A 13,581-nucleotide genomic window follows, 5' to 3' on the forward strand; every position below is an offset into this window, starting at 1 on the left:
ACGCCGATCCCGTCCGCACCGCGCGCAGGCGCCCGCCAGCCGGCGAGAGGGGTCGGGGGAATTGTCGGTACGCCTGGACACGGGCGGTAGGCCCAATGGCGCACGTATGACCCCAAGGTTACGCGCCCGCTCGCGAACCGTCCGCCCCGGGACTGTCCGCCGGCCCCCGCCCGCCCGCTCAGGCCTCGGTCGGGGTCTGCTCGTCGCGCTCCGTCGCGGCCGCCGCGGCCTGCGCGGACGCGGTCCCGGGCCGCTTGCGCTGGACCCAGCCGGCGATGTTCCGCTGCTGGGCGCGGGCGACCCCGAGCGAACCGGCCGGCACGTCGCTGGCGATCACCGAACCCGCCGCGGTGTAGGCGCCGTCGCCCACCGTGACCGGCGCGATGAACATGTTGTCGGATCCGGTACGGCAGTGCGCACCGATCACCGTGCGGTGCTTGTTGACGCCGTCGTAGTTCACGGTGACCGAGGCGGCGCCGACGTTGGTCCCCTCGCCGATCGTGGCGTCGCCGATGTACGAGAGGTGCGGCACCTTGGCGCCCTCGCCCAGCTCGGAGTTCTTCACCTCGACGTAGGTGCCGACCTTGGCCTTGCGGGCCAGCCGGGCGCCCGGGCGCAGGTAGGCGTACGGGCCGGCGGCGGCGTGGTCGCCGATCTCGGCGCGGTCCGCCGTGGTGTTGCTCACATTCGCCCAGGCGCCGATCCGGGTGTCCTTGATCGTCGAGTTCGGGCCGACCTCGCAGCCCTCGCCGAGGTGGGTGGCGCCCTGCAGCTGGGTGTTGGGCAGCACCACCGCGTCCGGCTCGTAGGAGACCTGGACGTCGAACCAGGTGGTGGCCGGGTCCACCACGGTCACACCGGCCCGCATCGCCCGCTCCAGCAGCCGGTCGTTCAGCAGCCGGCGGGCGTGCGCGAGCTGCACCCGGTCGTTGATGCCGAGGATGTCCCGGTAGTCGGCGGCGACCACGGCGCCCACCCGGTGCCCGGCCCGGCGCAGGATCTCCAGGGTGTCGGTGAGGTACTCCTCGCCCTGCGCGTTGTCCGTGGTGACCTCGGCGAGCGCGTCCACCAGCAGCTTGGCGTCGAAGGCGAACACACCGGAGTTGATCTCGTCGATCGCGCGCTGGACGTCCGAGGCGTCCTTCTCCTCGACGATCGCGGCGACCGCGCCGTCCGCCTCGTCGCGCAGGATCCGCCCGTAGCCGAACGGGTCCGGCACCACCGCGGTCAGCACGGTGACACCGTTGCCCTGCCCGGCGTGCGCCGCGGCCAGCGCGCTCAGCGTCCCACCGGTCAGCAGCGGCGCGTCGCCGGTGGTGACGATGACCGTGCCGTCCAGCTCGATCCCGTCGGCCGCCAGCGCCTCCAGCGCGGTGCGCACCGCGTGCCCGGTGCCGTTCTGCTCCGCCTGGACCACGGCGCGGGCGCCCGGGTGGTGCGCGACCAGGTGCTCGGCCACCTTCTCCCGCATGTGCCCGATCACCACGACCAGCTGGTCCGGCGTCAGCTCCTCCGCCGCCGCCACCGCGTGGCCGACCAGCGACCGCCCGCACACCTCGTGCAGCACCTTCGGGAGGCTGTTCGACTTCATCCTGGTCCCGCCGCCGGCGGCGAGGACGACAACGGCGGCAGGCGAATTGGCACTCACGGGGGGAGGCTCCTCATTCGGTTACACGGGGAGGGCAGAGCAGCCGGCGGCGGGACCCGCACGTCAGCGCCCTGGCCGCTTCGAGGATAGTGCGCGGAGCATGACCGCTCCTCCGGCCCCGGGGGCCGTCGCACGGCCGCCGCGCACCGGACCGGGCCGACCGGCCCGAAGATGGCTCCCGGAGGAGGATTCGAACCCCCATAAGCTGGACCAAAACCAGCTGTCCTGCCCTTAGACGATCCGGGACCGGCGCGTCCGCTCCCGTTCCCGGCGACGCGCTCCGCCAAGACTACGGGGTATGGGCCGTCACATCTACCTCCTCGGCCCGCCCTGGCGGGGGCCCCGCCGGGATCCGGATGTCATCCATCCAGTCGGGTGAATTCACTCAAGCGCCGCCCGGCGGCGTATTCCCTCGGTGGCCGAGCGCAACCTACGATTCCGTAGGTTACGCCAACGTAGGCTCCGTCCTCCCCCCTCAAGGGACGCCCATGACCATCCAGGCCGGCGAGGCGCACGCCGATTCCGCGCGCCCCCTCGACTCCTCCGCCCCCGGACCCGACGCCCCCGACCCGTCCGCCGCCGCGACCCCCGCCGCCGCTGCCCTCGCTGGTGACGCCCAGGCTGCTGATGCCCCCTCCGCCGACGGCCCGGACGCCGGGGCCGGGCCGCGGGCGCTCTCCGCCACCCGCGGCGGGGAGCGGCAGGGCGCCGCCGAGCGGATCGCCCTCGCGCTGTTCATCGCGGTCCCCTTCGCCGCCCTGGTCGCCGCCGTCCCGGTGGCCTGGGGGTGGGGGCTCGGCTGGACCGACGTCGCGATCGCCACCGTGATGTACTTCCTCACCTGCCACGGCATCACCGTCGGCTACCACCGCTACTTCACCCACGGCGCCTTCAAGGCCAACCGCCCGCTGCGGCTCGCCCTCGCGGTGGCCGGCTCGCTGGCGATCGAGGGCCCGCTGGTGCGCTGGGTGGCCGACCACCGCAAGCACCACCGGTTCAGCGACAAGGACGGCGACCCGCACTCGCCCTGGCGCTACGGCGAGACCGTGCCCGCGCTGCTCAAGGGCCTCTGGTGGGCCCACATGGGCTGGCTCTTCGACGAGGAGCAGACCCCGCAGCTCAAGTACGCCCCGGACCTCGTCCGCGACCCGGCCATAAGGCGGATCTCCCGGCTGTTCTGGCTCTGGACCGCCCTGTCGATGCTGGTGCCGCCGCTGGTCGGCGGGCTGGTCACGCTCTCCTGGCAGGGCGCGCTGTCCGCCTTCTTCTGGGGCTCGCTGGTCCGGGTGGCGCTGCTGCACCACGTCACCTGGTCGATCAACTCGATCTGCCACGCGGTCGGCCGCCGGCCCTTCCGCTCCCGGGACCGCTCCGGCAACGTCTGGTGGCTGGCCGTGCTCTCCTGCGGCGAGTCCTGGCACAACCTGCACCACGCCGACCCCACCTCGGCCCGGCACGGCGTCCTGCCCGGCCAGATCGACTCCTCGGCCCGGCTGATCCGCTGGTTCGAGCTGGCGGGCTGGGTCCGGGACGTCCGCTGGCCGGACGCGCAGCGGATCGCCGCCCGCCGCGCCGCATGAGGGCGCACCTGCAGCATGATGTAGGGGTGAACGGGAGCAGCGCAGACAGCACAGGCGGCCACCAGAGCACGCGGACGGACGCCGCGCCCGGTCCGGCGCAGGCCCGTCCGCGTGCCGCCGCCGGGCCGGACGCCGCCGCGCCCGCGCAGCGCCGACGGGGCGGCCGGGTGCGGATGACCGGCAAGCAGCGCCGGGAGCAGCTGCTGGAGATCGGCCGCACGGTGTTCGCCGAGCGCGGCTACGACGGCACCTCGGTGGAGGAGATCGCCGAGCGGGCCGGGGTGTCCAAGCCGGTGGTGTACGAGCACTTCGGCGGCAAGGAGGGGCTGTACGCGGTGGTGGTCGACCGCGAGATGCAGCTGCTGCTCGACATGGTGACCGGGGCGCTGACCGGGGGGCACTCGCGCGAGCTGCTGGAGCAGGCGGCGTTCGCGCTGATGGACTACATCGACACCTCGACGGACGGCTTCCGGATCCTGGTCCGGGACTCCCCGGTGGCCCAGTCCACGGGCACCTTCGCCTCGCTGATCAGCGACATCGCGACGCAGGTGGAGGACATCCTGGGCCTGGAGTTCAAGGCGCGCGGCTTCGACGCCCGGCTGGCCCCGATGTACTCGCAGATGCTGGTGGGGATGGTCGCGCTGACCGGCCAGTGGTGGCTGGAGGTGCGCAAGCCGGAGAAGGCCGAGGTGGCCGCCCACCTGGTGAACCTGGCCTGGCACGGCCTGGAGGGGATGGAGCGGCACCCCAAGCTGGTCGGCGAGCGCAAGGCCTGAGCGGACCGGGATCCGGGCGGGTCAGGGCCCTGAGCGGGTCAGGCCCGCTTCACGCCGACGGCGAAGATCCGGCGGAACGGGAAGACCGTCCCGTGCGGCCCGGCCGGGTAGGCCTCGCGCAGCAGCGCGCCGTACTCGGCGAGGAAGGCGGCCCGCTCGGGCCCGTCGCCGAGCCGGGTCAGGACGGGCCGCAGGGCGGTGCCCTTGACCCACTCCAGCACCGGGTCCGGTCCGGTGAGCAGGGTGCTGTAGGTGGTCTCCCAGACGTCGGCGGCGCAGCCCGCGCCGGCGAGCGCGTCGAGGTACGCGCCGGGCTCGTGGACGCCGGCCCGGGTGGCGTCCGCACCGAGGACGGCCCGCCAGCGGGGGCTGCGACGCAGTTCGGCGAGCGCGGTGTGGCTGGGCGAGCCGAAGTTCCCGGGCACCTGGAAGGCGATCACCCCGCCGGGCTTCAGCGCCTGTGCCCAGCGCGGCAGCAGTCCGATGTGCCCCTCGATCCACTGGAGCGTCGCGTTGGAGACGATCGCGTCGGGCGCGGCCGGCGCCGGGTCGTAGCCGGCGGCGTCCGCGAGCAGGTACTCGGCGGTGGGCTCGCCCTCGGTGCGGGCGGCGGCGAGCATCTCGGCGGAGTTGTCGATCCCGGTGATCCTGGCGGCGGGCCAGCGCTCGCGCAGGACGGCGGTGGAGTTGCCGGGGCCGCAGCCGATGTCGAGGACGGTCGGGGCGTGCTCGTGCGGGAGGGTGGGCACCCGGGCGAGCAGATCGCGCAGCGGCCGGGTCCGTTCGCCGGCGAAGCGCAGGTACTGCCCGGGGTCCCAGACGGGGGTGGTCATGATCGGCCTCGCAAGTATCTCGACATCAAGATATCCATCTCAGCTTCGGGACTGGATTTCTCGATGTCAAGAGACTTCACATCGACACATCCCCCGATACACTGATCGTCATGGAGGACGAGGTCGATCGGCTGGTCGCAGCATGGCGCAGGGAGCGCCCCGATCTCGACGTGGAACCGCTCGAAGTGCTCAGCCGGGTCAGCCGGCTCGCCCGCCACCTCGACCGCGCCCGCCGGACCGCCTTCGCCGAGCACGGCCTGGAGCCCTGGGAGTTCGACGTGCTGACCGCGCTGCGGCGGGCCGGCTCCCCGTACCAGCTCTCCCCCGGCCAGCTGCTCACCCAGACCCTGGTCACCTCCGGCACCATGACCAACCGGATCGACCGGCTCACCGGCAAGGGCCTGGTCAAGCGGCTGCCCGACCCGGACGACCGGCGCGGCGTCCTGGTCCGGCTCACCGACGACGGCCGCGACCGCGCCGACCAGGCGCTCGCCGGACTGCTGGCGCACGAGCGCGAGCTGCTCGCCCAGCTGACCTCCGCCCAGCAGGGCGAGCTCGCCGGACTGCTGCGGCAGCTGGTCGCCCCCTTCGACAACATCCCGTAGCGCCCGCGACCCGGAGCCCGCCCCGGTGCGGGACGGGCGGATCAGCCGGTGCCCGGAGCGGTGGACGTGGCGACGGACTGCGGGCCGCCGGCGGCCGCGAGTTCGGACGGGCTGACGCCCGCCCGGCGGGCCACCGCGACGGCGGCCAGGGTGGAGTGCACCCCGAGCTTGCCGAGGACGTTCTGCATGTGCGTACGGACGGTGTGCGGGGAGAGGTAGAGCCGTTCGGCGACGGCCTGCCGGCCCAGCCCCGCGACCATGCAGCGCAGGATCTGCTTCTCCCGCGGGGTGAGCGTGTCGACCAGGCGCTCGCTCTCGGTGCGGTCCCGGCGGGCCGTGGTGAGCTCGCGGATCACCCCGGTGAGCAGCGCGGGCGGCAGATGGGTCTCGTCCCGCAGCACGCCTCGGATCACCGCCAGCAGCCGGGCCAGCGAACTCTCCTTGGCCACCCAGCCGGTGGCGCCGGCGTGCAGGGCGCGGGCGGCCCGCTGCGGGTCGTCGGCGGTGGCCAGCACGATCGCCCGCAGACCGGGGTGGTGGCGGCGGATCCGGCCGAGCAGGGTGATCCCGTCGGCCACCGGGGCGGTGGGCGGCAGGGCCGCCGGGGGCCCGGGAGCGGCGGACGGGGCCGCGGGGTGCGGTTCCGCCGGGTACGGGCCGGACGGGCGCGCGACGGCCGGGTAGCGGACCGCGCCGCCGGACGACCCGGCCGGGCCGGCCCCCGCGGGCGGGCCGACGGCCGGGAGCCCCGGCTGGCGCCGGGAGGAGGGCACGGCCGGGGCCGGGCGGCGGCGCAGCGCGTCGGGCGGATCGGCGCCCGGCTGGCGGGACTTGCGGACGGCCGCGGACCCGCCCTCGGCCACCCCGAGATCGGCGTCCACCAGGACGACGTCGAACGCCCGCCCCTCGGCGCCGGCCCGCTCCAGCGCGCGCTCCGCGGCGGCCGCGCTGCCCGCCGCGCTGACCTCGACGTCGGGCTCGGCGGCGAGCGCCGCGGCCAGCGCCTCGGCGAAGATCCGGTGGTCGTCGACCACCAGGACGCGGATCCGCCCCATCGTCACTTCCCCCCTGCTCAGCTCCGGCCCGCGTCCGGGACGGCGCTCCACGTCCCGCCGCCGCCGTCCGGGCGCGTCCTGCGCCGACCGTCTCCCGGATGCCCGGAAGACCGCGGCACCGGCCCCCACCGGTACCGGAATCAGCGTACGGGGTGGGCACCGACCCGGTGGGGATTTGGTGAAGTTTCGTCAGGGGGTGCGAAATCAAAGCCACTTGGCTCGAACGTCCGCTCCGGCGGCCGCGGCGACGGCGGAGCGCCGCCCCCTCATCCGGTCGAGGGAACGGCGCTCCGGTGGAGTCGACGGGCCTACAGGCCGTTCTTCTCCAGGGTGAACTTCCAGGCGTCGGCGACGATGTCGTCCAGGTTCGGGCGGCGCGGGGTCCAGCCCAGCTCCTGGTGGGCGCGCTCGGCGGAGGCCACCAGCACGGCCGGGTCGCCGGCGCGGCGGCCGGAGACCACCACCGGGATCTCCCGGCCGGTGACGCGCTTGACCGACTCGATCACCTCGCGGACCGAGAAGCCGCTGCCGTTGCCCAGGTTGCAGATCAGGTGCTCGCCCGGCTTGGCGGCGTCCAGCGCCAGCAGGTGCGCGTCGGCCAGGTCGGCGACGTGGATGTAGTCGCGGATGCAGGTGCCGTCCGGGGTCGGGTAGTCGTCGCCGTACACCGCGATGTGCTCGCGCTGGCCGAGGGCGGCCTGGAACACCAGCGGGATCAGGTGCGACTCGGGGTCGTGCCGCTCGCCGTACGCGCCGTACGCGCCCGCCACGTTGAAGTAGCGCAGCGAGACGGCGGCCAGACCGTGGGCGACGGCCTCGCTGGTGATCAGGTGGTCCACGGCGAGCTTGGTGGCGCCGTAGGTGTTGGTCGGCGCGGTGCGGGCCGTCTCGGCGATCGGCACCGACTCCGGCTCGCCGTAGGTGGCGGCGGTCGACGAGAACACCAGCGTGCGCACGCCCGCCGCGCGCATCGCGCTGATCAGCTCCAGCGAGCCGGCGACGTTGTTGCGCCAGTACTTCTCCGGGTCCGCGACGGACTCGCCGACCTGCGAGGAGGCGGCGAAGTGCAGCACACCGTCGAAGGAGGCGTCCAGGACCTTGCCGGCCTCCTGGATCCGGCCCTCGACGAACTCGGCACCGGCCGGCACGCCCTCGCGGAAGCCGGTCGAGAGGTCGTCCAGGACGGTCACCTGGTGCCCCGCCTCCAGCAGGTGGGCGGCGACCACACTGCCGACATAGCCGGCGCCACCCGTGACCAGGTACTTACTCATGATGCGACCTCCAGCGGGCGATGGACCGCCGTCGGCGGACCATCGGGGACGTACGTACGACTGCGGCCTATTCTCCCTGGCCGCCGGGAGTGCTCAGGACCATCCCGGAGCCCCTTTCCCGGCTCGTCCGACGCCCGTTCCCGGCGGCGTCCACCACCGGCCGCCCGTCCGTCGCCCGTCCGTCAGCCGCGCGCCATCCGCTCCAGCAGTCCGGTGCGTGCCGCGACCGCCGCCGCCTCCAGCCGGGTCCGCGCGCCGAGCTTCATCAGCACCCGCTGGACGTGCGTCCGGGCCGTGCTCGCCGCGATCCGCATGCCCGCCGCGATCGCCGCGGTGTCCTCGCCGTCCGCGATCCGGGCCAGCACCTGGACCTCCCGCCGGGTCAGCAGCCGCAGCAGCCGCAGCGCCTCGTCGTCCGGCTCGGCGGCCGGTCTCAGCAGCTGGTCGAACGCGCCGCGCAGCACCTCCACCGCGACCGCGGCCTCCCCGGCCCGGGCCCGCGCGATCGCCCGCTCGACCACCTCGATCCGCTCGTCGCTCGGCACGTACCCGGCCGCACCCGACGCGAACGCCCCCGCCACGCCCCGCAGTTCGCCGACCGGGCCGAGCACGATCACGGCCACCTCGGGCCGCTCCCGGCGGATCCGCCGCAGACCGTCGAACGCCCCCGGCTCGCCCGGCGCGGCCACCCCCAGCAGGCACACCTCCGGCCGCCGGCCCGCCACCAGCTCGGCCGCCGACGCGGCCGGCGACCCCACCGCGAGCACCCGGTGACCGCGCAGCTGGAGCGCGGTGGCCAGCGCCTCCGCCAACAGCCGGTGGTCGTCCACCACGACGAGGCGAACACCCATGAGACCCCTCCAGGTCGGCGTCCCGCCCACAGCCCCGCCCGGCTGGGGAACGCGGCCGATGACGCACCATCAGAGCGCATTCCGTACCCGACCTGCCAGACCGTCTCAGCGGACCGTCTCACCACCCGGCCGTGCGGGCACAACGAAAAGGACCCCCGCCCGTAGGCGGAGGTCCCGACCGAGCCCCCATGCGGAATCGAACCGCAGACCTTCTCCTTACCATGGAGACGCTCTACCGACTGAGCTATAGGGGCCTGTTCCCTGTCCGTGCTCCCCGGCTTCGCTTTCTGCTCCGCCCGCTCGCTCGAACAAGGAAGACATTACACGGCCGGGGGGCCGATTGGGAAATCGGTCACGGGGGTCCGGCCGAGCGGTGTTCCGGCCGTCGCCAGGTCCGTTCCGCTGGTCTCCGGCAGCATCCGCAGGCAGATCAGCGCCACCACCCCCCACACCGCCAGGTACCAGCCGACCGGCTCCGCCGTCCCGTACGCCTCGGTCAGCCGGGTCGCGATCAGCGGCGTCGTCGCACCGCCCACCACCCCGCCCAGGTTGTACGTCAGCGCCGCCCCCGTGTACCGCACCCGGGTCGGGAACAGCTCCGGCAGGAACGCCGCCAGCGGCCCCAGCAGGCCGCCCAGCACCACCATCGCCCCCGCCAGCGCCACGAACATCAGCTCCCGCCGCTCGGTCTCCAGCAGCGGGAACAGCACCAGCCCCCACACCAGCGCCAGCCCGGTCGCCCCCTGCAGCGTCCGCCGCCGCCCCCACCCGTCACTGCGGCGCGCGCTCAGCCACACCGTCACCGCCTTGCCCGCCGCGCCGGCCAGCAGCATCGACAGCACCACCGTGCTCGGCACCCCGAGCCCGGTCGTCGCGTACGCCAACGCGTAGGTGGTGGTCAGGTAGAACAGCGCGTACCCCACCGTGATCGCCCCGCAGCCCACCAGCACCGTCCGCCAGTGCCCGCGCAGCACCTCCACCACCGGCGCCCGCTCGGCCCCGGTCCGCGCCTCGCCCCGGAACAGCGGCGTCTCCTCCAACCGCAGCCGCACGAACAGCCCCACCGCCACCAGCGCCAACGACGCCAGGAACGGCACCCGCCAGCCCCAGGACCTGAACGCCCCTTCGTCCAGCCCGAGTTGCAGCGCCAGGAACACCCCGTTGGCCAGCACGAACCCGGTCGTCGGCCCCAACTGCAGATACGCCCCGTACCGCCCCCGCCGCCCGGCCGGCGCGTTCTCCGCCACCAGCAGCGCCGCACCGCCCCACTCCCCGCCCAGCCCCACCCCCTGGCAGACCCGCAGCACCACCAGCACCACCGGCGCCCACCACCCCCACGCTCCGAACCCCGGCAGCACCCCCACCGCCGCCGTCGACAGCCCCATCAGCAGCAGCGACACCACCAGCGTCGTCTTCCGCCCCAGCCGGTCCCCGAAGTGCCCGAACACCACCGCCCCCAGCGGCCGCGCCAGGAACGCCACCGCGTACACCGAGAACGCCGCCAACAGCGACCCCACCGTGCCCAGTTCGGGAAAGAACACCTCACCGAAGACGAGCGCCGCCGCCGTCCCGTAGATGAAGAAGTCGTAGAACTCGATCGCCGTACCGATCAACGCCGCCGCAGCGGCCCGCCGCATCTGCCCCGTCGCACCCATACCCCCAACCCTGGCGACCCCACCCCACCCCCGACAGCACCCACCCGAGTGACACCCGCGCCCCACCCCACCCCCACGCCCCCCACCAGCGCCCCCACGCCGGGACCGGGCGGACTACCTCGCGTACGGGTTGTCGCTCGGCGGAGGCGGCGGCTCGTACGCCGGCGGAGGCGGCACAGCGCCCGCCACCGCCTGCTGCGGCCTCGCGGCCCGCCGCCGCGCGACCACCACGACCACCGCGGCCACCACCAGCACCCCCACCCCCACTGCCACTCCAACAACCAGCCCGTTTCCTGCCTCTTCCGCTTTCTCCCCCGCCCCCGGCTCCGTCACCGGCGCGGCAGCAGCGGAGGCGGGTTCGGAGGAGGTGGGAGCTGCGGGAGCCGCTGACGGCAACACCGGGCTCGGCGATTCAGCAGGTGCCGACGGCGTTGCGCTGCCCACCGGTTCCGCCAGGGGGCTGACATCGGCCGGCCCCGGATCGCCCGGCGTGGTCAGCGCGATGCGCGGACGGACGATTCCGTACCCGATGAAGTCGGTACGACTCGAACCGTCCTTGGGCTTTCCAGCCGTATTGATCAGCACCCTGGCGATCTGGTTCGGAGCCCAATCGGGATGAACCGACCAGAGAAGCGCCGCCGAGGCGGAGACAAGGGCGGTCGCGTCGGAAGTGCCGTGCTTCTTGCAGTAGCCGGACTCCGCGGTACACGACGTGAAGATGTCCACCCCGGGGGCGGCGATGTCGATCTGTGGACCGTGCTCGGACTCTTCGGTGGCCGTTCCGGCCCGGTCGGCCGCCGCCACCGCGATGATGCTCGGGAGGGCGGCGGGGTACAGGACGGGATTCCCCTCCTGCCCGCTGTTTCCGGCACCCGCGACGACCAGTGCGCCCTTCCCATTGGCGTACTTGACGGACTTCTCGAGTTCGGCGATGTCTCCGGCGGAGACCCCGGAGGAACCGGCGACCGACGAGACGTTGATGACCTTGGCACCCTGATCTGCCGCAAACGTGATCCCCTGGCTCACCTGCTTGAGGTAGCCGGACGCATCGATCGGCTGTGCCGGGTCGTCATTGATGTTTATCTTGATCGGAAGAATCTTGGCGTCGGGGGCCAGGCCATACGCGCCCTTCCCGCCCAATCCCTTCCCGGACCCCGCGATGAGACCGGCGATTCCCGTGCCGTGACCACTCTTGTCGACACTGACGCCACCGGACAGCCCGCTCATGTCCTTCCCTGGCAACAACTGACCCGCCAGGTCCGGGTGGTCGAGCCGAAAGCCGCCGTCGATCACCGCCACGGTGATTCCCCGGCCCTTGCTGGTCTGCCAGATCTCGGGCGCCTTCATGGTGTCCAGGTGCCACTGCTGGTCTCGGATCGAATCCACCGCGGCCGCCGGTCCGACGGCCGGCCCGGTCACGATTCCTGCCGCCAACAGCGCTGCGGCGAACCCCCGCCCACGCACACGTACGTCCGTTCGCCGCATCACTGCTCCCTCGTCACTTTCCCCGTCGGGCACGGTCGCCACCCCGCGCAGGACTGCCCGGCCACCGGGCGTGGGCCCAGTGGCCGGGCAGTCGTTCCGGACTACTCAATCACGCCCGGGTTGCTCTTCGGAGTACCGCTGGTCCAGGTCTCCTCGTCCTCGTGCAGGTAGTCGGCCCGCTGGCGGCGCTCACGCTCGCGCCGCTCCCCCGAGCCGCCCATCATGCCTGGGCCCATCATGCCGTTCTGGCCCGGACGCGCCGCGCCCTCGGCGGCCGCCGCCCCGCCCGCGGCCGCCCGGTTGCGCAGACCGCTGCCGCCCGGGGTGAACTCCCCGCCGGCCGACGAGCCCTTGGCGCCACCGACCACACCGCCGACCACACCGCCGCCGGTCGCGCTGTAGCCCCGCCCGCGCGAACCACCGACCGCGCCACCGCCGTGGCCGCCGCCACCCGGGTGCATCCCGCCGGCCGGACCGCCGAAGCCGCCCCCGCCGCCGGGCCCACCGGCCGCCCGCCCCTGGGCCGCCTCACGCGCGCCGAAGACGGTCCCACCGTTGGTCGCCCCCGGACCGCCGCTCTTCGCCGGCAGGTTCCCGCCGCCGAAGGTGCTGGCCCGGTTCGGGGGAACGGAGCCGGGGCCGCCACCCTTCAGCGGCACGGTTCCACCGGTGAACGGCCCGGTACCGCCCATCGAAATCGGCCCGCCGCCGGGAAAGGGGCCGGGTCCCCCGCCCGGAAGGCCCGGGTGCCCGGGGCCGCCGCCCTGGGGGTACGGCGACACGGGGCCGCCACCGTTCGGACCCACCGGACCGGTCTGCCCGGGCAGGGTCGGCACCGTCGGCAGGCTGTCCAGCCCGGTGCTGGGGCGGTCCGTGGGGAACGTGGACGGCGGAGTCACCGCCCCCGGCGTGTTCGGGTCGCTCGGCAGCGGCACCGAACCACCACGCGGCGGGATCGGCGTGCTGTGCCCCGGAGCCTTCGGCCCGTCGGGCACCGGCACCGGCGGACGCGGCGTCACGGAGCCGCCGCTGATGACGTAACCGCCGCCACCGGTCCGGGTGTCTGATCCGACGACGTATCCGCCCCGGCCGGTCGGCCGGTAGGTCCCGCCAACGGAACCACCACCGGATCCCACCGGCACCTCTGATCCACCGTCGACCGCCTTCGGTCCGTCACCAGGGGCGCCCGGCAGCTCGGGCAGCTTGAGCCCGTTCAGCTTCGCGGTCGCCGCCTCGTACGCCTGCCCCAGCTTCTCCATCTGGTGGATGGCTTCCTGGTGCGCGGTGTCCACCCGCTTCTGCGCCGCCGCGGCCTCCGCGTAGGAGACCCAGGTCGGGTCCTCCTTCTTCATGATCGCGTCGGTCATCGCCGTCGGGTTGCCGAATCCGGCGATGCTCACCGGCGAAGGCTTGAGGCACGGCTGCGCGGCGTGCCGCTTCACCATGTCGACGTCCTTGGTGGGCACCTCCGGCACGCCGGTCTTCGCGCCGCCCAGGGCCTCACCGGCCTGGACCATGGCGTCGCCGGCCCCCTTGGAGTACTCGCTGATCATGGCGGCCGACTTGTTCAGGTCGCCGGCCCACTTCTTGAAGTTCTCGGCGGCCGGCCCCTCCCACTGGATCTGGCCGACGTGGGCGGCCAGCGCGCGGCTGAGGTCGTCCAGTACACGCCCGGCGTCCTTGAGCTGGTTGCCGCGGCTGGTCACCTTGGCCGGATCGCTACCGGCGACCATCGACTTGAGCTGCGGATGGTTAATGCCCTCGAAGTTCGTTCCGCCTGCCATCAGTTACCCCCCGTTCCGGTCGATCCCGCGTACCCGCG

Annotated in this window: 11 protein-coding genes and 2 tRNA genes; 3 read left to right on the forward strand and 10 right to left on the reverse strand. The window is 73.8% G+C overall.

Features of this window, described 5'->3' with window-relative positions:
* Window positions 1–178: 178 nt before the first annotated feature.
* Both glmU and ABTX81_RS29620 read right to left on the reverse strand, forming a co-directional pair.
* Entirely contained in the window at window positions 179–1,648 is a 1,470-nt protein-coding gene (glmU, locus tag ABTX81_RS29615; RefSeq protein WP_350551792.1) for a bifunctional UDP-N-acetylglucosamine diphosphorylase/glucosamine-1-phosphate N-acetyltransferase GlmU, read from the reverse strand.
* 172 nt (window positions 1,649–1,820) lie between these two features.
* Window positions 1,821–1,894 (reverse strand) — tRNA-Gln (locus ABTX81_RS29620).
* A 242-nt stretch (window positions 1,895–2,136) separates the two neighbouring features.
* On the opposite strand from ABTX81_RS29620, the gene ABTX81_RS29625 reads away from it, so the two are divergent.
* Together ABTX81_RS29625 and ABTX81_RS29630 are read left to right on the forward strand one after the other, a co-directional pair.
* Window positions 2,137–3,228 (forward strand): acyl-CoA desaturase, encoded by a 1,092-nt coding sequence (locus tag ABTX81_RS29625; RefSeq protein WP_350551794.1) that lies wholly within the window; start codon window positions 2,137–2,139, stop codon window positions 3,226–3,228.
* Window positions 3,229–3,401: 173 nt separating this feature from the next.
* Window positions 3,402–4,004, forward strand: a complete 603-nt coding sequence (locus tag ABTX81_RS29630) for a TetR family transcriptional regulator (RefSeq protein WP_350551889.1) — start codon at window positions 3,402–3,404, stop codon at window positions 4,002–4,004.
* A gap of 38 nt (window positions 4,005–4,042) precedes the next feature.
* Here the strand turns inward: ABTX81_RS29630 and ABTX81_RS29635 are convergent, their stop codons facing one another.
* Window positions 4,043–4,837: a methyltransferase domain-containing protein gene (locus tag ABTX81_RS29635; protein WP_350551797.1), complete on the reverse strand. Its 795-nt coding sequence runs from the start codon at window positions 4,835–4,837 to the stop codon at window positions 4,043–4,045.
* Window positions 4,838–4,947: 110 nt separating this feature from the next.
* Here ABTX81_RS29635 and ABTX81_RS29640 point away from each other — a divergent pair, with 110 nt between their 5' ends.
* Window positions 4,948–5,442 (forward strand): MarR family winged helix-turn-helix transcriptional regulator, encoded by a 495-nt coding sequence (locus ABTX81_RS29640; protein WP_320435994.1) that lies wholly within the window; start codon window positions 4,948–4,950, stop codon window positions 5,440–5,442.
* 41 nt (window positions 5,443–5,483) lie between these two features.
* Here the strand turns inward: ABTX81_RS29640 and ABTX81_RS29645 are convergent, their stop codons facing one another.
* From ABTX81_RS29645 to ABTX81_RS29675, 7 genes are all read right to left on the reverse strand, one after another.
* Window positions 5,484–6,497, reverse strand: coding sequence for a LuxR C-terminal-related transcriptional regulator (locus tag ABTX81_RS29645; RefSeq protein WP_350551799.1), 1,014 nt, complete (start codon window positions 6,495–6,497; stop codon window positions 5,484–5,486).
* 308 nt (window positions 6,498–6,805) lie between these two features.
* Window positions 6,806–7,768 carry a UDP-glucose 4-epimerase GalE gene (galE, locus tag ABTX81_RS29650; RefSeq protein ID WP_350551801.1) on the reverse strand — a complete coding sequence of 321 codons (963 nt, stop codon included), beginning with the start codon at window positions 7,766–7,768 and terminating at the stop codon, window positions 6,806–6,808.
* 182 nt (window positions 7,769–7,950) lie between these two features.
* Window positions 7,951–8,619 carry a LuxR C-terminal-related transcriptional regulator gene (locus tag ABTX81_RS29655; protein WP_350551803.1) on the reverse strand — a complete coding sequence of 223 codons (669 nt, stop codon included), beginning with the start codon at window positions 8,617–8,619 and terminating at the stop codon, window positions 7,951–7,953.
* Between the two features lie 181 nt (window positions 8,620–8,800).
* Window positions 8,801–8,873, reverse strand: a tRNA-Thr gene (locus ABTX81_RS29660).
* 66 nt (window positions 8,874–8,939) lie between these two features.
* Window positions 8,940–10,274: an MFS transporter gene (locus tag ABTX81_RS29665; protein WP_350551805.1), complete on the reverse strand. Its 1,335-nt coding sequence runs from the start codon at window positions 10,272–10,274 to the stop codon at window positions 8,940–8,942.
* Window positions 10,275–10,388: 114 nt separating this feature from the next.
* The gene (mycP, locus tag ABTX81_RS29670; RefSeq protein WP_350551807.1) at window positions 10,389–11,693 is read right to left on the reverse strand and encodes a type VII secretion-associated serine protease mycosin; all 1,305 of its coding nucleotides are present in this window, start codon (window positions 11,691–11,693) and stop codon (window positions 10,389–10,391) included.
* 167 nt (window positions 11,694–11,860) lie between these two features.
* Window positions 11,861–13,543 carry a WXG100 family type VII secretion target gene (locus ABTX81_RS29675; protein ID WP_350551809.1) on the reverse strand — a complete coding sequence of 561 codons (1,683 nt, stop codon included), beginning with the start codon at window positions 13,541–13,543 and terminating at the stop codon, window positions 11,861–11,863.
* Between the last annotated feature and the right edge of the window lie 38 nt (window positions 13,544–13,581).

The organism is Kitasatospora sp. NPDC097605 (genome assembly GCF_040302725.1).
GTDB lineage: Bacteria > Actinomycetota > Actinomycetes > Streptomycetales > Streptomycetaceae > Kitasatospora.

What these genes read in the sequence shown, in the direction of transcription:
- ABTX81_RS29635 (WP_350551797.1), bottom strand. Translation starts at nt 4,837, where the DNA reads ATGACCACCCCCGTCTGGGACCCCGGGCAGTACCTGCGCTTCGCCGGC.
- ABTX81_RS29655 (WP_350551803.1), bottom strand. Translation starts at nt 8,619, where the DNA reads ATGGGTGTTCGCCTCGTCGTGGTGGACGACCACCGGCTGTTGGCGGAG.
- ABTX81_RS29645 (WP_350551799.1), bottom strand. Translation starts at nt 6,497, where the DNA reads ATGGGGCGGATCCGCGTCCTGGTGGTCGACGACCACCGGATCTTCGCC.
- ABTX81_RS29665 (WP_350551805.1), bottom strand. Translation starts at nt 10,274, where the DNA reads ATGGGTGCGACGGGGCAGATGCGGCGGGCCGCTGCGGCGGCGTTGATC.
- ABTX81_RS29630 (WP_350551889.1), top strand. Translation starts at nt 3,402, where the DNA reads ATGACCGGCAAGCAGCGCCGGGAGCAGCTGCTGGAGATCGGCCGCACG.
- ABTX81_RS29625 (WP_350551794.1), top strand. Translation starts at nt 2,137, where the DNA reads ATGACCATCCAGGCCGGCGAGGCGCACGCCGATTCCGCGCGCCCCCTC.
- ABTX81_RS29675 (WP_350551809.1), bottom strand. Translation starts at nt 13,543, where the DNA reads ATGGCAGGCGGAACGAACTTCGAGGGCATTAACCATCCGCAGCTCAAG.
- galE (WP_350551801.1), bottom strand. Translation starts at nt 7,768, where the DNA reads ATGAGTAAGTACCTGGTCACGGGTGGCGCCGGCTATGTCGGCAGTGTG.
- ABTX81_RS29640 (WP_320435994.1), top strand. Translation starts at nt 4,948, where the DNA reads ATGGAGGACGAGGTCGATCGGCTGGTCGCAGCATGGCGCAGGGAGCGC.